This window comes from Acidovorax sp. 210-6 (genome assembly GCF_010020825.1).
Classification (GTDB): domain Bacteria; phylum Pseudomonadota; class Gammaproteobacteria; order Burkholderiales; family Burkholderiaceae_C; genus Simplicispira; species Simplicispira sedimenti.
In genome coordinates this window covers 2761962-2781242 of the sequence record NZ_JAACJE010000001.1, presented here as the reverse complement: position 1 = coordinate 2781242, position 19281 = coordinate 2761962, and the positions used below count along the sequence as shown (strand labels likewise).

The following is a 19281-nucleotide window of genomic DNA, read 5'->3' as shown; positions in this document are numbered from 1 at the left end:
GCGGGCAGGGGGACGCCACCGGTGCGGCGGGGCGGCCCTTGCACGGTGGCTGCTGGCCTGGGCCGCGCCGGTTGCAGACGTGGTGGAATGTGCACAGCACCATCACGGCGATGTGCTGCCGACTAAGTGGTCTTTCTTACCCGGAGCAACTCGTCCAAAACGAGGCAGGCCGCACCTACGCTGATCCCCGCATCGGCAATGTTGAAGGCTGGGAAATGCCCGCCGTGGAACATGCCCGACTGAAAGCTCCAGTGGAAGTCGAGGAAATCAACCACGTAGCCGTGGAGTAGCCGGTCCACCACGTTGCCCACCGCGCCGCCCAGGATGCTGGCGAGCGAGAAGGCGAACAGCTTTTGGTCCGGGTGCTGGCGCAACTGCCACACGATGAACAGCGTCGCTGCCACGCCAATCCCAGTGAAGAACCAGCGCTGCCAGCCCCCGGCGTTGGCCAGGAAGGAAAAGGCCGCGCCCGTGTTGTGCGCGCGCACGATGTTGAAGAAGCTGGTGACATAGGTGCTGTCACCCAGTTGGTAGTAGCCCAGAATCAGCGTCTTGGTGAACTGGTCAGCGATCAGGATGAGCAGCGCCCATGCCAGCCAGGGCCACAGGCTGGCGCGGGCGCCCGAAGCAGCGCGCGCCATGCTCAGGCGCAGGTCCGGTGTTCACCGGCGCCGTACAGGTTGCTGGTGCAGCGGCCGCACAGCGTGGGGTGGGCGGCGTCCTGGCCCACGTCGGCACGGTAATGCCAGCAGCGCTCGCATTTTTGGTCAGAACTGGCTGTAACGCTGATATTCATTGCGCTACCAGCTATCAATTTGATAGTAGATGTGATGAACACGAACTTCAGGTCCTCGCCCAGGCTGGCAAGCAGTGCATGGTCTTCGGGCGGGGCTGTCAGCTCCACGCAGGCCTGCAGCGATGCACCCACCTGGCCCGCAGCGCGCACGCCTTCGATTTCCTTGTTCACCAGGTCGCGGATGGCACGCAGGCGCTCCCACTTGGCGGCCAAGCCCTCGTCGCCCGAGGGCAGGGTCTGGTAGGTTTCAAGGAAGATGGATTCGGAACTGCCGAACACCTTCCAGGCCTCCTCGGCCGTGAACGAGAGGAAGGGCGCCATCCAGCGCAGCATGGCGTGCGTGATCTGGTGCAGCGCCGTTTGCGCGCTGCGGCGCGCCAGGCTCTTTGGCGCCGTGGTGTAGAGGCGGTCCTTGAGCACGTCGAGGTAGAAGCCGCCGAGGTCTTCCGAGCAGTAGAGCTGCAGCTTCGCGACCACGGGGTGGAATTCGTACACCTTGTAGTGCGCCAGCACTTCCTGCTGGAACTGCGCGGCGCGCGTGAGCGCGTAGCGGTCGATCTCCAGCATCTGGTCGAAGGGCACGGCGTCCTGGGCCGGGTCGAAGTCGCTCACGTTGGCCAGCAGGAAGCGCAGCGTGTTGCGGATGCGGCGGTAGGCGTCCACCACGCGCGCCAGGATCTTGTCGTCGATGGCCAGGTCGCCCGAGTAGTCGGTGGAGGCGCACCACAGGCGGATGATCTCGGCGCCCATCTTGTTGCTCACCTCCTGCGGCGAGACGGTGTTGCCCACCGACTTGCTCATCTTCTTGCCCTGGCCGTCCACCGTGAAGCCGTGCGTGAGCAGGCCCCGGTAGGGCGCGCGGCCGAAGATGGCGCTGGCCAGCAGCAGCGAGCTGTGGAACCAGCCGCGGTGCTGGTCATGGCCTTCGAGGTACAGGTCGGCCTCGGGGCCGCTGTCGTGGTGCATGCCGGCGTGGGTGCCGCGCATCACGTGCCAGAAGGTGGAGCCGGAGTCGAACCACACCTCCAGGATGTCGGTGCTCTTGGTGTAGTGCTGCGCATCGTCGGCGCCCAGGATTTCCTCGGGCGTGACGCGGCTCCAGGCCTCGATGCCGCCCTGCTCGACGATGGTGGCCGCCTGGTCCAGGATCTCCATGGTGCGCGGGTGCAGCTCGCCCGAATCCTTGTGCAGGAAGAATGGCAGGGGCACGCCCCAGCTGCGCTGGCGCGAGATGCACCAGTCGGGCCGGCCGGCGATCATGTCGCGCAGGCGGGCCTTGCCGTTTTCGGGGTAGAAGCTCGTCTGCTCGATGGCGGCCAGGGCTGTCTGGCGCAGCGTGCCGGGGGCCTTGTCCTTGGTGAACACGCCCTCGCCCTCGTCCATGCGCACGAACCACTGGGCCGCGGCGCGGTAGATCACGGGCGTCTTGTGGCGCCAGCAGTGCGGGTAGCTGTGCGTGATGGTGGTGGTGCCCATCAGGCGGCCGGCGGCCTGCAGCGTCTCGATGATGACGGGGCAGGCCTTCCAGATGTTCATACCGCCGAACAGGGCCAGCGACTCGTCGTAGCGGCCGTTGCCTAGCACGGGATTCAGGATGTCGTCGTACTTCAGGCCGTGCGCCACGCAGGAGTTGAAGTCTTCCACGCCGTAGGCAGGCGAGGAGTGCACGATACCCGTGCCGTCGCTGGCCGTGGCGTAGTCGGCCAGGTACACGGGCGAGAGGCGGCGGTAGCCCTCGTGCACGTCGTGCAGCGGGTGCTCGAACTCGATGCCCGCGAGCTTCTCGCCCTGGGCCACGGCCAGCACCTGGCCTTGCAGGCCCCAGCGCGCCATGCAGTCATCGACCAGCGTGGCGGCCATGACGAACAGGCCGCGCTCGGTGTCCACCAGGGCGTAGGGCAGCTCGGGGTTGAGGTTGAGCGCCTGGTTGGCGGGGATGGTCCAGGCGGTGGTGGTCCAGATGACGGCGAAGGCGTCCTTCTCCAGCGCGGCCAGGCCGAAGGCGGCGGCGAGCCTGGCCGGGTCGTGCGCCTTGAAGGCCACGTCCAGTGTCTGGCTCTTCTTGTCCTGGTATTCGATCTCGAACTCGGCCAGCGAGGAGCCGCAGTCGAAGCACCAGTACACGGGCTTGAGGCCGCGGTACACGTAGCCGCGCTCCATGACGCGCTTCAGGGCGCGCAGCTCGCCCGCCTCGCTGGCGTAGTTCATGGTCTTGTAGGGGTTGTCCCATTCGCCCAGCACGCCCAGACGCTTGAAGTCCTCCATCTGCTGCGCGATCTGCTCGGTGGCGAAGGCGCGGCCCTTGGCCTGCATCTCGTCGCGCGGCAGATTGCGGCCGTGGAGCTTTTCGATGGCGTTTTCGATCGGCAGGCCGTGGCAGTCCCAGCCGGGCACGTAGAGCGCGTCGAAGCCTTCGAGCTGGCGCGCCTTGGTGATCATGTCCTTGAGGATCTTGTTCACCGCGTGGCCGATGTGGATCTGGCCGTTGGCGTAAGGCGGGCCGTCGTGCAGGATGAACTTGGGCGCGCCGCAGCGCGCGTCGCGCAGCTTCTTGTAAATGCCTTTTTCGTCCCATTCCTTCACCCAGCCGGGCTCGCGCTTGGGCAGGTCTCCGCGCATGGGGAAGGGCGTGTCGGGCAGGTTCAGGGTGCTGCGGTAATCGGGGGTGTTGGCGTCGGACATGGCGAAAGGGGGTTTCTGGACTCGACAAGCTCTGGGCCTGGGCCAGGTGCGGCCCGGCAAGCGGGGCAGGGTGTTGGCGATGTGCCTGCCAGAGCCTGTCGAAAGGCGGCGGGCGGTGCCAACGCGTCAAATTCGGTCGCGCGTGGTCTGGCGGCGGGTTTCGGCGTGGGCGGCGAACCAGGCGCGCGCATCGGCACAGTCCTTCGCAATGCCTTGGGTGAGGGCATCGAGGCTGTCGTACCGGAGTTCGTCGTGCAGTTTGTGCAGCAGTTCCACGCGGATGATTTTACCGTAGGCCCCTTCGGCGCCCAGGTGCTCTGGCCACTCCAGGCAATGGGTCTCGAGCAACACACGCCCGCCGTTGACGTCGTTCGGGTCCAGCGAGGGGCGGATGCCCAGGTTGGCCACGCCGGGCAGCGGATGCTCCGACAGACCGTGCACCAGGACGGCGAAGATGCCGCTGGCGGCGGGCTTCCAGTGCGCAAAGCGCAGGTTGAGGGTGCGAAAGCCATCGCCCGCGCTGTCCCCGCTGGCGCCCAGGTGGCGCCCGAGCTTGCGCCCGTGCACCACGTGGCCCGAAATGGCGTAGGGGCGGCCGAGCAGTTGCGCTGCGTCCTCCATGCGTCCGGTACCCAGCGCCGCACGCACCTCGGAGCTGGAGACGCGCAGGCCGTGCACCTCGTAGCTCATCATGCGCGCCACGTCAAAGCCCTGGGCCTGGCCGGCGGCGTCGAGCATGGCGTAGTCGCCCGCGCGCTGCTTGCCAAAGCGGAAATCGTCGCCCACCAGCACATAGCGCGCGCCCAGGCCGCGCACCAGCACCTCGTCGATGAAGGCTTGCGGCGACTGCGAGGCCAGCCGGGCATCGAAGGGCAGCACCACGGCCTGCTGCACGCCATAGCGCGCCAGCTCCGAGAGTTTGTCGCGCAGTGTGCCGATGCGGGCTGGGGCCAGTTCGGGCTTTTTCTGGGTCTCGGCGAAATAGTCGCGCGGGTGCGGCTCGAAGGTGAGCGCGCAACTGGGCACGCCGCGCTGGGCCGCTTCGCCATTGAGCAGCGCAATCATCGCCTGGTGTCCACGGTGCACGCCGTCGAAATTACCGATCGTGAGCGCACAGGCGGGAGCGATGTCCGGATGGCGCAGTCCTCGGAAAATCTTCATGGAGCGGTATCTTTTTGGTAGCGCCTGGCGCACAGCCCTCCGGCGCAGGACATCGATTTGACTTGAAATGAGCGTATATTGTGACGCAGCCGTTCCAGCCGCCCGAGCGCGCGCAGGTCTGGCGCCTGACATCTGCATCCATTCCTTGTTGGCTTTGTTGTTCGAGGAGGCGTGTCGTGAAGGTCTTGAAGCTCTCTGCCCAGGGCTTGCCCCAGTCGTGGATCTCGCTGGAACAGGCGGTGATCCACTATGCCGCAGGGGAAGTGCGCTGGGAGTCCGGTGGTGAGATTGCCGTTTTTCACGGCGGTCACAACGCGCTCACGGGGCGCCAGTCGGTCATAGCCGTCAACAGCATCATCGGCACCAAGGGCGTGCCCGCCATCAACCCCTTCGACCTTCACCCCAGCCTCACCAACGCCAAGCTGTTTGCCCGTGACCGCAATGTGTGCGCCTACTGCGGCGGCCATTTCCACGAGGAAGACCTCACGCGCGAGCACATCGTGCCCTTCGCACGGAACGGGCAGGACCACTGGATGAACGTGGTTACCGCCTGCCGCCCCTGCAACCACCGCAAGGGCCCGCGCACGCCCGAGCAGGCCCACATGCCCCTGCTTTATGCGCCCTACGTGCCCAGCCTGTGGGAGGACTTCATCCTGCGCAACCGCCGCATCCTGGCCGACCAGATGGAGTTCCTGATGGCGCATGTGCCCAAGTCCTCGCGGCTGCTGGCATGAAGGCCTGCGGATAGTGTCCCGATGAAAAAACCGCCCAAAGGCGGTTTTTTCTTGGTGTGCCAGAAAATCAGGCAAACACCCCTGCGGTCTCTTGCATGCGCGCCGACACCTCGCCCAGGTGGTGCAGTGTGTCGCCGAAGGTCATTTCCAGCTGCGTGAGCTTCTTGAAGTAGTGGCTGCCGATGTATTCGTCGGTCACGCCGATGCCGCCGTGCAGCTGCACCGACTGCTGGCCCACGAAGCGCATGGACTGGCCCAGCTGCACCTTGGCGCGGGCCAGGGCGGCGCGGCGTTCGGGGGCGGGGGCGCCGAGCTTGAGGCTGGCGTAGTAGCTCATGGAGCGGGCCAGTTCGAGCTGCATCTTCATGTCGGCCACGCGGTGGCGCAGGGCCTGGAAGCTGGCGATGGCCACCCCAAACTGCTTGCGCTGGTTCATGTAGTCCACGGTCAGGGCCACGGTCTGGTCCATCACGCCCACGGCTTCGGCGCAGGTGGCGGCGATGCCGGTGTCCACGGCCAGTTCCAGCGCGGCCAGGCCGTCCTTGGTGACCAGCGTGGCGGGCGCGTTGGCCAGCTGGACCTCGGCGGCGCGGCTGCCGTCCTGGGTGCCGTAGCCGCGCGTGGTGACGCCGTTCGCAGCACGCTCGACCAAGAATAGCGCGAGCTTGCCATCCAGCTGCGCGGGCACGAGGAAGGCGTCGGCCTGGTCGCCGGCGGGGACTATGCTTTTGGTAGCTGTCAGCGCATATCCGGTGGGCGTTGCAGCCGCTTTTGCATCGCAAACGTCGAGGCGGTAGCGGGCCTTGCGCTCCTGGTGTGCCAGCACCACCAGGGCTTCGCCGCTGGCGATGCGCGGCAGCCAGGTGGCCTGCACGTCGGCGGGCGCGCAGTGGGAGAGCACGCTGCTGGCGATGAAGGTGTGCGCCAGGGGTTCGAGCACCATGCCACGGCCCAGTTCTTCCATGGCCACCATGGCGTCGATGGCGCCCTGGCCCATGCCGTCGTGCTGTTCGGGCACTGTGAGGGCGGTGAGGCCCAGCTCGGCCAGTTCGCCGTAGGCGGCACGGTCGAAGCCGCCAGCGGCGACGATGGCGCGGCGGCGCTCGAAGTTGTAGCCCTTGTCCACCCACTTGCGCACGGCGTCGCGCAGTTGCTGCTGGTCGTCAGAAAAATCGAAATCCATGTTCTTGTCTCCTCAGCCCAGAACCGTTTGAGCGACGATGTTGCGTTGCACTTCGTTCGAGCCACCGTAGATGGTGGTCTTGCGCATGTTGAAGTAGGTGGAGGCCAGCGGCGCATGGGCCACGCTGCCGCCGGGGAAGTCGCCTTGCCAGCCCGCTTCCATGGCTTCCTCGATGAAGGGCAGGGCGAAGGGGCCGGCGGCCAGCATCATCAGCTCGGCGTAGCGCTGCTGGATCTCGCTGCCCTTGATCTTGAGCAGGCCTGCGATGTCGAGCGAGTTCTTGCCGCTCTTTTCGGCGGACAGCACGCGCAGCACCAGCATTTCCAGCGCAACCACATCCACTTCGAGCAGGGCGATCTGGTCGCGGAAACGCTGATCGTCCCACAGGCCCTCGGCCTTGGCGATGCGCTTGAGGCGTTCGAGTTCGCGCTTGGCGCGGTTCACGTCGGCAATGTTGGTGCGCTCGTGCGAGAGCAGGTGCTTGGCGTAGGTCCAGCCCTTGTTCTCCTCGCCGATCAGGTTCTCGGCGGGCACTTCGACGTTGTCGAAGAACACCTCGTTGACTTCGCACTCGCCGTCAAGCAGCTTGATCGGGCGCACGGTCACGCCGGGCGACTTCATGTCGATCAGCAAGAAGCTGATGCCCGTCTGGGGCTTGCCCTCGTTGCTGGTGCGCACCAGGCAGAAGATCCACTCGCCGTACTGGCCCAGCGTGGTCCAGGTCTTCTGGCCGTTGACGATGTACTTGTTGCCCACGCGCTCGGCGCGCGTCTTGACCGAGGCCAGGTCCGAGCCCGAGCCGGGTTCCGAGTAGCCCTGGCTCCACCACACCTCGCCGCTGGCGATGCCGGGCAGGAAGCGTTGCTGCTGCTCGGGCGTGCCATAGGCCATGATGACGGGTGCCACCATCACGGGACCAAAGGGCACGACGCGTGGCGCACCGGCCAGCGCGCACTCTTCTTCGAACAGGTGCTTTTGCACGGCTGTCCAGCCGGGGCCGCCAAACTGCTGGGGCCAGCCGGAGGCCAGCCAGCCCTTCTTGCCCAGGATCTTGGCCCAGCCCTGCAGATCGTCCCGCGTCAGGCGCAGGGCGTTGTGGACTTTGTGCGAAATCTCCGGGGGGAGGTTGCTGCGAACCCAGGCGCGGACTTCGTCACGGAACGCCTGCTCTTCGGGGGTGAATGCGAGATCCATAGGGTGTGTCTCCTGAGAAGTCGCATTTGTAGCACGGGCGTTCGTTTTTGCACTGTCCAAATGGAGACATCCCGGACGCAGGCTCCTATGTCGGCAGGTTCTGTGCCGCGCAGAGCCGGGCAACGGTGTCCTTCAGCGCGGCCACTTCGGCCTCCAGCGCCTGCACACGTTCTTGCAGCGCGGTATCGGGAGGGGTTGCGGCGGCGAGGGCGGAGAGGTCCACCGGCCCGCACAGGAGGTGTGCCCAGCGGGGCTCGCGCGCGCCGGGGGCGCGTGGCAGCAGCACGACCAGCGGGCCGCCCTTGTCGGCGCTGCGTTCGCGCAACTCGTCCAGAAAGGCCTCGACCGAGGAAATGTCGGCAAAGCGGTGCCAGCGCTCGGTGTTGATGCGCAACTCGCCCGCCGTCTGCGGCCCGCGCAGCATCAGCAGGCCCAGCAGTGCGGCGGCCTGGTCGGGCACGCCCACCACGCGCTGAAAGTTGTGTTCGTAGCGCGTGGCGCGCCCGCCGCTGGTTTCAAACACCAGCGAGCGCTGGCGCAGGCTGTCCAGCGCCTCTTGCGCCTGGGCATCGCTCACCTGCATCACGGGTTCGCGGGCGGTCTTCTGGTTGCAGCCGGTGACCACGGCATTCAGCGTGAGCGGGTAGCTGTCGGGCACGGTGCGGGCCTTTTCCATCAGCGTGGCGAGCACGCGGGCTTCCAGGGCGGTCAGGGGGTGGGTGGCGGGGTCAAAAGGCATGGTGGAGGGGGCTCCTGGATAATCATGGCAAATGAAGAACATCGTGATTCTGATCTCTGGCGGCGGCTCCAACATGGCGGCCATGGTGCGCACGGCGCAACAGCAGCAGTGGGACAAGCGCCTGGGCGCCCGCGTGGCGGCCGTGGTGTCCAACAAGGCCGATGCGGCGGGGCTGGCCTTTGCCCAGGCGCAGGGCATTGCCACCGAGGTGCTGGACCACAAGCGCTTTGCCACCCGCGAAGCCTTCGACGCCGCGCTGGCCGAGCGCATCGACCGCCATGACCCGGCGCTGGTGGTGCTGGCGGGCTTCATGCGCATCCTCACGCCGGGCTTTGTGGCGCACTATGCCGGGCGGCTGATCAACATCCACCCCTCGCTGTTGCCCGCCTTTACCGGCCTGCACACGCACCAGCGGGCCATCGACGCGGGCTGCAAGTTTGCGGGCTGCACGGTGCACCAGGTCACCGCCGAGCTGGACGTGGGCCCCATCCTGGACCAGGCCGTGGTGCCCGTGCTGCCCGGCGATACCGCCGCCAGCCTGGCCGCCCGGGTGCTCACGCAGGAGCATGTGGTGTACCCGCGGGCGGTGGCTCAATTGCTATCAAAAATGTAGCTACTTGCGCAGTGGGTGTGCGCGGTAGCGTTGGTTTTTGGCACTATTTGGCCGTCCGCCCTGCTGCGGTGGACTGAAGTGCCGCCGGGCCCCGGTACCATCGCGGGCTGACCATATCGAATCCACTGGAGAGGGCTGCCGCATGGACCAGGCCGATTTCGTTCACATGGTGCGCATGAGCGAAATCGCCAGCGCCGAAAACAGCAGCGCTTACCGCCGCAGCGTGGCGGCCTTTGCGGCGCTGGGCTACGCCTGGGTGCTGGGTTGCCTGGTGTTGGCGCTGGGCATGGTGGCCTGGGCCTTGCCTCCCTTGCTGGAGGGGCGCTTCAAGTTCGGGTTTGTGATGGTGCTCATCAGCGGGCTGACACTGCTGTGGACCAGCCTGCAGGCGCTGTGGCTGCGCAGCGATGCGCCCGATGGTGTCGAAATCACGGCCGTGGAGGCGCCCGCCCTGTTCGAGGCCTTGGAGCGCATCCGCCGCAAGATCAAGGGGCCGCACATCCACCACGTGTACCTCAACGACGAGTTCAACGCATGCATCCGTCAGCAGCCGCGCTACGGCCTGCTGGGCGGCGCAGTCAACCACCTGACCATCGGCCTGCCCTTGCTGATGGCGCTCGATCGCCAACGCTTCCTGGCCGTGCTGGGCCACGAGTACGGCCATCTGCGTGGCGACCATGGCCGCTTTGCCGCCTGGATTTACCGCACCCGCATGGCCTGGATGCGCATGCACCAGGGGTTGGGTGACGATGGCAACGTCGTGGCCGCGGCGTCCAACGCCTTCATGCGCTGGTACCTGCCGCGTTTTGCGGCGCGCAGCTTTGCGCTGGCGCGCCAGGACGAATACGAGGCCGACCGCATCGCCGGGCGCCTGGTGGGCCGTGAGGTGGCCGCTGCCGCACTCATCGAGATCGAGGTGCGCGGCACCTGGATGGAGCGCCATTTCTGGGAGCGCCACTGGAGCAAGGCCGCCGACCACCCGGTGCCTGTGGGGCCGTACCGCTCGCTGCGCAAGCGCCTGGCGCGTATGCCCGAGCCGGCTTTTGCCAATGATGCACTGCGCCAGGCCCTCAAGCGCCTGAGCAACGTGGACGACACCCACCCCGGCCTGCGCGACCGGCTTGAGTCGCTGGAGGCTCCGCCCATCCTGCCCGAATGGTCGGGCGGCAGCGCCATGGAACTGCTGGGTGACGACGCCAAGCGTTGGATCGACCATTTCGACAAGCAATGGTGCCGCGATCACGCCACCGAATGGAAGCAGCACCACGCCTGGCTGGCGCAGGTGCGCGAGCGGGTGCAAAAGCTCACGGCCCAACAGGCCCAGAGCAATGCCGACGAAATGGTGGAACTGGCGCGCCTCTCACGCCACCTTGATCCGCGCGCGCCGGTGCAGCCCCTGTACGCACTGGCGCTGCAGCGCAGCCCAGGGCATGCGGGTGCCCTGCGCGGGCTGGTGCAAAGCCTGCCCGACGAAGACCGCCAGGGCAAGCTCCAGTGCCTGGAGCAGCTTTGGGATGGCGACGGTGACAGCCGCTGGTGGGCGGCGCGCACGGCGCTGGCCGAACTGGAAACTTCGCGCCCCGGCATGGAGCACGACGCTGCCGCCTACAAGCAATGGCGCAAACGCCTGGAGCGCGCCCAGGAGGCCGAGGACCGCGCCTGGGAGGAGCTCTCGGGCGCCTCGCTCTTTGCCCGTGCGGTGCGGCACGACCTCAGCCCCTTCGAGCAGACCGAACTCACCACCCAGCTCGCCCGCTACCGCAACGTGGCGCGCGCCTGGCTGGTGCGCAAGCAGTTGCGCGAATTTCCCCGGCGCCGGGCCTACCTGCTGTTCGTGGAAATGCCCGGCCTGGAGCCCGACGAAGGCCTGGCGCTGTGCCACCGGCTGGAAAACAGCCTTTCCATGCCCGGCCCCATGCTGGTGATGGACGCCGACGAAGCCAGCTCGCCCGAAGAACTGAAGCGCCACGCTGCCGAGCCCGTGTTCGTGCGCTGACCTGCTCAGCCCCAAGGGTGGGACAATCCCACCCATGCATCCCAACGCCCTTTTGCAAGCCTGCGCCGAACTGGTGCGCCTGACCCTGACCCTGGAGCACCCGGCCGACGCCGTGGTGTCCCGCTTTTTTCGCGACCACCGCCAACTCGGCCCGCGCGAGCGCGCCGCCCTGGCCGAAACGGCCTATGCCGTGCTGCGCAAAAAGTTGCTGTTCGACCACCTGGCGCCCTCGGGCAGCGGCCCCAAGGAGCGGCGCCTGGCCATCCTGGGCTTTGCCCACTGGCAGGACGAAGAGGCGCGCCGCAGCAACCCGCAGGCCCAGCACGGGCCGCGTGACTTCCTCAAGTCCGCGCTGAACGAGCGCGAAAAGCAGTGGCTGGACCAGTGCGATGCGATCTCCCAGGACGACCTGATGGAGCGCCACCGCCACAACCTGCCCGAATGGCTGGTGGAGCCGCTTAAGGCACAGCTGGGCGCGGAGTTCTGGCCCATGGTGCAGGCCTTGTCCACCAGCGCGCCGCTGGACCTGCGCGTCAACGTTTTGAAGGAAAAACGCGAGCTGGTGCAGAAGGAGCTTGCGCAAGCAGCTATCAAAACCGTAGCAACACCATATTCTCCCTGGGGCCTGCGCGTGCAGGGCAAACCCGCGCTGACCAAGCTGCCCGCGTTCGAGCGTGGCGCCATCGAGGTACAGGACGAAGGCTCGCAGCTCCTGGCCCTGCTGCTGGACGCCAAGCGCGGCGAAATGGTGGTGGACTTCTGCGCCGGTGCCGGGGGCAAGACCCTGGCCATCGGCGCCACCATGCGCAGCACCGGGCGCTTGTACGCGTTTGATGTGTCGGCCCACCGCCTCGACGCGCTCAAGCCCCGGCTGGCGCGCAGCGGGCTGTCCAACGTGCACCCTGCGGCCATCGCGCATGAGCGCGACGAGCGCGTCAAGCGCCTGGCGGGCAAGATCGACCGCGTGCTGGTCGATGCCCCCTGTTCCGGCCTGGGCACGCTGCGCCGCAACCCCGACCTCAAGTGGCGCCAGTCGCCCCAGGCGCTGGAGGAGCTGGTCGCCAAGCAGACCGCCATCCTGGAGAGCGCCGCCCGCCTGCCCAAGTCGGGTGGGCGCCTGGTCTATGCCACCTGCAGCATGCTGCCGCAGGAAAACGAGGCCATTGCCGACGCTTTCACCCAGGCCCACCGCGATTTCGAGCCGCTGGATGCGGGCGAACTGCTGGCCCAGCTCAAGGTGCCCGAAGCCGCCAGCCTGTGCAGCGGCGGCGAGTCCGGCAGCCGCTTTGTGCGCCTGTGGCCGCACCGCCACCAGACCGACGGCTTCTTTGCTGCCGTCTGGCAGCGTAAATAACACTGTTTTTGCGTCCGCACCACACCAAAGGCAAACAAAGGGTTACATATCGACCTGTGCCTGGGTTGAATGCACTATCATTTTCAAGAATTGCGCATAAACCATTGATCTGAAAAGAATTTGCCTTGTCATCCCTCTACCTTGAACACTTCCGCTTGGGTGAGGCGCCGTTTGGCATCACGCCAAACGGAAAGTTCTTTTTCGAGGGACAGGCGCGCGGTGCCATCCTGGATGCCTTGCACCACGCGGTGCTCGATGAAGACGGCATCGTCGTGGTGGTGGGGGAGGTCGGCAGCGGCAAAACCATGCTGTGCCGCATGCTGGCCGAGCGCCTGCCGCGCGATCAGGTCGATCTGGTCTATCTGGCCAACCCCTCGTTCGGTCCGCGAGAAATCCTGCAATCCCTGATTGCAGATTGGGGTCTGCAGCCCCCTGTCGTGGGTCAGCCCCTGGTGCTGACCATCCAGGAGGCTCTGTTGCAGCGCCACGCCCAGGGGCGGCGCGCGGTGGTGCTCATCGACGAGGCGCAGGCCATGCCGCCCGAATCGTTGGAGGAGATCAAGCTCCTGTCCAACCTGGAAACGGCCCAGCACAAGCTGCTGCAGATCGTGCTCTTCGGCCAGCCCGAGCTGGACACGCTGTTGGCCCTGCCCAAGCTGCGCCAGGTGCGCGACCGGGTGGTGCACCGCTTTGAGCTGCAACCCCTGAACGGCCCCGATGCGGCGGCCTACATCGAGCACCGCCTGCGCCGGGCGGGCTGGCAGGGCGGGGCGCTGTTCGAGCCGCGCGCGCTGCGCGAACTGACCGACGCCTCGGGCGGGCGCATCCGCGCCATCCACCTGTTGGCCGACAAGGCCTTGCTGGCGGCCTTTGCCCAGGGTGCGCGCCAGGTCGAGCGTGCGCATGTGCGCATGGCCGTCGCTGAAGTCCAGGGTGGTGGCGCTGCCGGTCGCAAGGCGCCCGCGGCCGCTGTGCCCTGGCGCCGTGCCTTGCTCTGGCTGGCCCTGGCGGGTGCAGGCCTGGGGGCCGGGGTGGCCGTGGGCTATGGCCTGGGCCAGCGTGCCCCCGCTGCAGGCGGGGGGAGCGCGGCGGTTCCGCAAGCGGTGCAGTCGGCGCCTGCGCCCGTGGTGCCGCAGAGCCCAGCCTCCGTGGCGGCGCCCGTGGTCACGCCGGTGCTTCCTGCCGACGCCGCACCGGTGGCTCCCGCTGGGGCGGCCTCGGTGGTCGCTGCCCTTGGGTCGCCCACCGTGCCCGCCGTGATCGAGCGGCCCGACCCTGCAGCGATTCCCAAGCCTTTGCAGGACACCTTGGAGCAGCGCTACGCCGATGTGTCGCCCGCGCTGCGCGAGGCCGTGTTGCAAACCCGCGCGGTGTTCGACGACCCGGCGCAGGATTTCTGGGTTTTGCAGACGGGCTTGTCCGACAGCGCCGCCGGGGCACTGCGCTTGCTGGAGCTGGCGCGACAGGCCGGTGCCGAGGTGTGGGTGCAGGACCGTGCCTACCCCGGCCACAAGGACAAAACCAAGATGGTGGGCCTGTGGGCCGTGTACGCGGGGCGCTACGCCAGCCGGGCGCAGGCGATGCAAAACCTGCAAAAATGGCCCGACGCCCTGAAGACCCACAAACCCTTGCCGCGCTCCCTGGTGCGCGTGCGCGAGGAAACCTACCCCGAACGGGTGCCGTCATGAAGTGTGCAAACCCGATTTCTCCCCTGAATTCCACAGGACGTCTGCGACCCTTGGTACTGCTGCTGGCTCTGGGCCTGACGGCCTGCGCCAGCAACGCACCTGCGCCCGGGGCAGGCCACCTGCGGCCCCAGGCTGCGGCGCAGGGACAGCCCCCCGCGCTGGTGGATGCGCCCCTGCTGCCGCCCCCGCCCAGCACCGCGCGGGCCAAGGCCGACGTGTTTTCCGTCAGCGTGCACAACGTGGACATCCGCAGCCTGCTGTTCGCCATCGCGCGCGATGCGCGCCTGAATCTGGACGTGCACCCTGACCTGGCCGGCACGGTGAGCATGAACGCCATCGACCAGACCCTGCCCGAAATCCTGGACCGCGCCGCCCTGCAAGTGAACATGCGCTACGAGATGGAGGGGCGCAACCTGTTCGTCATGCCCGATGCGCCTGTGCTGCGCCACTACCGGGTGGACTACCTCAATGTGGCGCGCGAGGCGCGCAGCGAGATCGGTGCCAGCACCAGCATTGCGCGCGGTGGCAGCGGGGGCGGTGCGGGCAACAGCTCCAACAGCACACTGACCAACAACTCCCACAACCGCTTCTGGGAAACGCTGACCCAGAACATCCGCGATCTGCTGCGCGAAACCGACAAGATCATTCCTGAGGGGGGAGAGGCTGCAGCACCGGCAGCGGCACCTGCGCCTGCGCCTGCGCCCGCAGCTTCGGCGCCTGCCGGGGCTGCGGCGCCGGTGACGCCCGCCCCGGCGCCCGCGCGGTTCCGGGAGTCGGCCTCCGTGATCGCCAACCCGGAAACGGGCGTCATCTCCGTGCGCGCCACCTACCGCCAGCACATGCGCGTGCGCGAGTTCATCGATCGCGTCATGAAGAGCGCGGGCCGCCAGGTGATGATCGAGGCCACCATCGTCGAGGTCAACCTGTCTGACGAGTACCAGCAGGGCATCAACTGGACCGTGGTGCGCAATGGCCTGCCCCTGCTGCAGGTCGGCCCTGCGGGCTCGGTTCTGCCCTCGGGCGTGCCGGTCAGCGGCGTTATCCCCAGCATGACCAACTTCACGCCCAAGTACACCCGCATCGGCGCCAACAGCACCATGCAGTTGTTCACGGCGTTGCGCCTGCTCGAATCCTTCGGCAACACCAAGGTGCTCTCCAGCCCCAAGATCAGCGCGCTCAACAACCAGGCGGCCTTGCTCAAGGTGACCGAGGACCTGGTCTATTTCACGCTGTCGGCCAATTACACGCCGGGCTCGGCCGGTTCGGCGCCCACGTTCACGCTCACATCCACGCCCAACACGGTGTCGGTGGGGCTGGTCATGAGCGTCATGCCCCAGGTGGGCGAGGGCGACGAGGTCACCTTGATTCTGCGGCCCACGCTTTCGCGGGTGGTCAGCTATGTGGACGACCCGGCCGTGCCCATCTACCTGGCCCAGGCGCGCAACGACGGCATCAATGTGTCGGAAATCAGCAGCCGCATTCCGCAGATCCAGACGCGCGAGATGGAGTCTGTCATCAAGGTGCGCTCGGGCGATACAGCCGTGCTGGGTGGCCTGATGCGCGACGATGTGTCCGGCACCACGGACCAGACGCCTGGCATCGGCAGCGTGCCGGGCCTGGGGGAGTTGTTCAAGTACAAGAAAAAGGCCAGCAGCAAGAGCGAGCTGGTCATCTTCCTGCGGCCCACGGTGGTATCGAGCGCCAGCCTCACAGGAGATCACCAGCCTTTTGAGCCGCACCTCAGCGAAGCCCTGCGCCCCATGCCCGAGCGCATGAAGCCAGCGCCCGTGGAGCCGGAGCCCCTGCCCGGAGGCCGCCCATGAGCCTCTTGCTCGAAGCCCTGCAGCGCAGCCAGAACAAGTCTCTGGCGCTGGAACCCGCCGATCCTCCTGCTGTGTTGCCGGTGGCCGCACAGGCGCCCGCCGCGGAGCCAGCGGCGCCCGCTACACCCGCAGGGCTGGAGTTGACGCTGGCCCCGGCGCCAGAGCGTGCCGAGGCGATGGAGCCCGCCGCTCCGAGCGCCTCCCCCGCGGCTACCGAGGCCACCGCGCAGCCTACCGCGGCCACCAAACCCGCACCTGCGGTGCCTTCTCCCCCGGCTGCGCCTGAGGCCTTGGCGCGTACGGCAGCGACTTCCACTGTGACCACTGGTGCCGCCTCTGCCTCGGCTGCGGCCCCAGCCAAGGCGCCCATGGCGGCGCGCGAGGCGGCGCAGGCCATGGTCGGCGCAGCGGCGCCAGCGCAACCCAAGGGCGCGCGGGGACGTCGCATGGTGTGGGGGCTGCTCGCCGGCATGGCGCTGGCGGTGCTGTCCTGGCTGGGCTGGCAGTACTGGATGTCGCAGCAGCGCCCTGGGCTGATGCCCACGGGCATGGCTCCATCCACCGCCCCCGAACCCGCCAGCGCCCAGGGCGAAGTGGCTGCGCCGATGGAGGCGGCCTCGCTGGCCGAAGCGCCCGAGGCGCCTGGCTCTGCCGCGGCTGACGCAGCCGTGCCTTCCGTGGCTCAGGTGGATGCCGCCGCGCCGGTGCCTGCAGCCGCCCCGCTGGCGACACCCGCCGCCACACAAGTCCCAGCGCCCTCGGTACCGGCGAAGCCGGCCACCGCACCACGGGTCGATCGCGCAGATCCGGTGCCCCAGGCCGCCTCTGTACCCCCATCGCCCAGCCAGGCGGAGCCTGGTCCGCAGGCTGCCGAGGCACCTGCGCCCGAGCCAAGGCGCCGCGCTGCCACCAAGGTGGCCGCTGAGGCGGCAGCCCCGGCAGCCCCGGCAGGCCCCGCCGCCAGCGCCGTTGCGGCGCAACTGGTGCGCTCGCAGGCCCAGGCGCAGTTGCAGGCGGCCTGGGCCGCCCTGCGCCAGGGGGATGCGGCCAAGGCCCAGGCGCTGTACCAGCAGGTGCTGGCCGAGCGCCCTGACGACCCTGACGCTACCTTGGGCCTGGCTGTGTCCCTGCACCGCCAGCGCCAGCATGAGGCCGCCTGGGCCGCCTACCAGCGCAGCCTGCAGATCTGGCCCGACAACGACACCGCCCGCACCGGCATGCTGGCCATCCTGTCCGATTCCGACCCCGCCACGGCAGAAAGCCGCCTGCAGGAATGGGTGCAGTCCCGCCCGCGCGACGCGGCTGCGCAGGCCGCGCTGGGCAACCTGCTGGGCCGCCAGGGGCGCTGGCCCGAGGCCCTGGGGCCGCTGACGCTGGCGCAGTCGCTCGCCCCCGGCCATGCGGCCTATGCCTACAACCTGGCCGTGGCGCTGGACCAGGCGCGGCGCTACGAGGAGGCCTTGCGCATGTACCGCCAGGCGCTGCAACAGGGGGCGTCCGGGGCATCGGGCGTGCCCGTGCGTGCCGTGGAGCGGCGCATCGACGAACTGCAGGAGCTGTGGACGCAATGAGCGACGCACAGACCGCTGCCGCGCCGAACGCACCGGCCACAGGCCAGCCGCCCATGCGCCTGGGCGACCGGCTCCAGCACATGGGGCTGGTGTCGGCCGACCAGATCCAGATCGCCCTGCTGGAGCAGCGCAAGACCGGTAAACAGCTCGGCGATGCGCTGATCGCCCTGGGCTTTGTCACCGAAGAAGCCATGCGCGAGGCCCTGGGCCAGACGCTGGGCCAGCAGACCATCCAGTTGCAGACGGTGCTGGCCGATCCGGAGGCGCTGGCGCGCCTGCCCAAGGCCATGGCCCTGCGCTTTCAGGTGTTTCCGGTGTCGTTCCAGGCCGAGACGCAAAAGCTCGTGCTGGCCAGCCCCAAGCCCAATGACATCATTGCGGGCGACCAGATTCGGGCGCACGTGGGGCTGGGGGTGTCCATCGCGTGGCGCCTGGCCAGTGCGGCCGATGTGCTGGCCGCCATCGATCAGTTCTACGGCTATGAGCTGTCCATCGACGGCATCATCCAGGAGATCGAGACCGGCCAGATCGACATGGCCTCGCTCTCGCAAGGGCAGGGCGGCTACAGCCATCCGGTGGTGCGCCTGGTGGACGCGCTGCTGTCCGATGGGGTGCACAAGCTCGCATCGGACATCCACTTCGAGCCCGAGGGCCAATTCCTGCGCATCCGCTACCGCATCGACGGCGTGCTGCGCCAGGTGCGTGTGCTGCATGGCCGCTACTGGAACGCCATGCTGGTGCGCCTCAAGCTGGTGGCAGGCATGAACATTGCCGAGAGCCGTGCGCCGCAGGACGGGCGGGTGTCGCTGTCCATCGGCGGGCGCAGCGTGGACTTTCGTGCCGCAGTGCAGCCCACCATCCATGGCGAAAACTTCGTGCTGCGCGTGCTCGATGCCAAGCGCGGCATTGTCGAATACAGAAAGCTGGGACTGACGGAAGACCAGTACTACCTGCTGGACCTGATGCTGGCGCGGCCCGAGGGCATCATTCTGGTGACCGGCCCGACGGGCTCGGGCAAGACGACCACGTTGTACTCGGTGCTCAGCCACATGAACGACGAAAGCGTCAACATCATGACGCTGGAGGACCCGGTCGAGTACCCCATCACGCGTATCCGGCAGACCTCCATCTCGGACGGCAGCAAGATCGACTTTTCCGACGGCGTGCGCTCGCTCATGCGCCAGGATCCGGACATCATCCTGGTGGGCGAGGTGCGCGACAAGGACACCGCCGAAATGGCCTTCCGCGCCGCCATGACGGGCCACCAGGTGTTCTCCACGCTGCACACCAACTCGGCGCTGCGCAGCTTTCAGCGTATCAAGGACCTGGGCGTTTCTCCCGAGGTGATGGCGGGCAACATCATCGGTATCGTGGCCCAGCGCCTGGTGCGGCGTGTGTGCGTGCACTGCCGCGAGGAGGTGCAGGTCACCGAGGGCAGCATCGAAGCCCGCCTCATCGGTGCCCACGCCGTCGGGCGCACGGTGTACCGTGCCCACCACGGCGGCTGCGAGGCCTGCGGCTTCCAGGGGTACAAGGGGCGGCTGGCCATCATGGAGCTGCTGCGCATGGACAGCATGCTGGACGAGCTGATCACCCGCAACGCTACCTTGGGCGAACTCACCGCGCACGCCATGGCGCATGGTTTTGCGCCCATGGCCGAAGACGGGTTGCGCCGCGTGCTGGAAGGCATCACCACCGTGGAAGAGGTGGGCCGGGTGGTCGATCTGACCACAAAACTGTAACGGAG

General features: G+C 67.7%; 14 protein-coding genes. 8 read left to right on the top strand and 6 right to left on the bottom strand.

The features are described from left to right. Positions 1-122: 122 nt before the first annotated feature. The 3 genes from lspA to GWK50_RS12880 form a co-directional block, all read right to left on the bottom strand. Positions 123-641 carry a signal peptidase II gene (gene lspA / locus GWK50_RS12890; protein ID WP_162016886.1) on the bottom strand — a complete coding sequence of 173 codons (519 nt, stop codon included), beginning with the start codon at positions 639-641 and terminating at the stop codon, positions 123-125. A 2-nt stretch (positions 642-643) separates the two neighbouring features. Next, positions 644-3478, bottom strand: a complete 2835-nt coding sequence (gene ileS, locus GWK50_RS12885) for an isoleucine--tRNA ligase (RefSeq protein ID WP_162016885.1) — start codon at positions 3476-3478, stop codon at positions 644-646. A gap of 126 nt (positions 3479-3604) precedes the next feature. Next, on the bottom strand, positions 3605-4639 hold the full coding sequence (locus tag GWK50_RS12880; protein WP_162016884.1) for a bifunctional riboflavin kinase/FAD synthetase: 1035 nt from the start codon (positions 4637-4639) through the stop codon (positions 3605-3607). A 176-nt stretch (positions 4640-4815) separates the two neighbouring features. Here GWK50_RS12880 and GWK50_RS12875 point away from each other — a divergent pair, with 176 nt between their 5' ends. After that, positions 4816-5373, top strand: coding sequence for an HNH endonuclease (locus tag GWK50_RS12875; RefSeq protein ID WP_162016883.1), 558 nt, complete (start codon positions 4816-4818; stop codon positions 5371-5373). 67 nt (positions 5374-5440) lie between these two features. Here GWK50_RS12875 and GWK50_RS12870 read toward each other — a convergent pair whose 3' ends face one another. The 3 genes from GWK50_RS12870 to GWK50_RS12860 all read right to left on the bottom strand — a co-directional run bounded on the left by GWK50_RS12870 (position 5441) and on the right by GWK50_RS12860 (position 8489). Further along, complete coding sequence (locus GWK50_RS12870; protein WP_162016882.1) at positions 5441-6556, bottom strand: acyl-CoA dehydrogenase family protein; 1116 nt, start codon at positions 6554-6556, stop codon at positions 5441-5443. Positions 6557-6568: 12 nt separating this feature from the next. After that, entirely contained in the window at positions 6569-7750 is a 1182-nt protein-coding gene (locus GWK50_RS12865; protein WP_162016881.1) for an acyl-CoA dehydrogenase family protein, read from the bottom strand. Positions 7751-7835: 85 nt separating this feature from the next. Further along, a complete protein-coding gene (locus GWK50_RS12860) occupies positions 7836-8489 on the bottom strand; it encodes a YceH family protein (protein WP_162016880.1) in 654 nt (217 codons plus the stop codon). Between the two features lie 31 nt (positions 8490-8520). Here GWK50_RS12860 and purN point away from each other — a divergent pair, with 31 nt between their 5' ends. The 7 genes from purN (at position 8521) to GWK50_RS12825 (ending at position 19276) form a co-directional block, all read left to right on the top strand. Next, positions 8521-9102, top strand: a complete 582-nt coding sequence (purN, locus tag GWK50_RS12855) for a phosphoribosylglycinamide formyltransferase (RefSeq protein WP_162016879.1) — start codon at positions 8521-8523, stop codon at positions 9100-9102. A gap of 142 nt (positions 9103-9244) precedes the next feature. After that, complete coding sequence (locus GWK50_RS12850; RefSeq protein WP_162016878.1) at positions 9245-11098, top strand: M48 family metallopeptidase; 1854 nt, start codon at positions 9245-9247, stop codon at positions 11096-11098. Between the two features lie 34 nt (positions 11099-11132). Next, positions 11133-12452 carry an RsmB/NOP family class I SAM-dependent RNA methyltransferase gene (locus tag GWK50_RS12845; RefSeq protein ID WP_162016877.1) on the top strand — a complete coding sequence of 440 codons (1320 nt, stop codon included), beginning with the start codon at positions 11133-11135 and terminating at the stop codon, positions 12450-12452. Positions 12453-12577: 125 nt separating this feature from the next. Next, complete coding sequence (locus GWK50_RS12840) at positions 12578-14140, top strand: AAA family ATPase (RefSeq protein WP_162016876.1); 1563 nt, start codon at positions 12578-12580, stop codon at positions 14138-14140. 50 nt (positions 14141-14190) lie between these two features. Continuing rightward, positions 14191-15963 (top strand): type II and III secretion system protein, encoded by a 1773-nt coding sequence (locus GWK50_RS12835; protein WP_197905011.1) that lies wholly within the window; start codon positions 14191-14193, stop codon positions 15961-15963. Next, a complete protein-coding gene (locus tag GWK50_RS12830; RefSeq protein ID WP_162016874.1) occupies positions 15960-17534 on the top strand; it encodes a tetratricopeptide repeat protein in 1575 nt (524 codons plus the stop codon). Before GWK50_RS12835 ends, GWK50_RS12830 begins: the two co-directional genes overlap by 4 nt. Then, entirely contained in the window at positions 17531-19276 is a 1746-nt protein-coding gene (locus GWK50_RS12825; protein WP_242455372.1) for a GspE/PulE family protein, read from the top strand. Before GWK50_RS12830 ends, GWK50_RS12825 begins: the two co-directional genes overlap by 4 nt. Positions 19277-19281 lie beyond the last annotated feature (5 nt).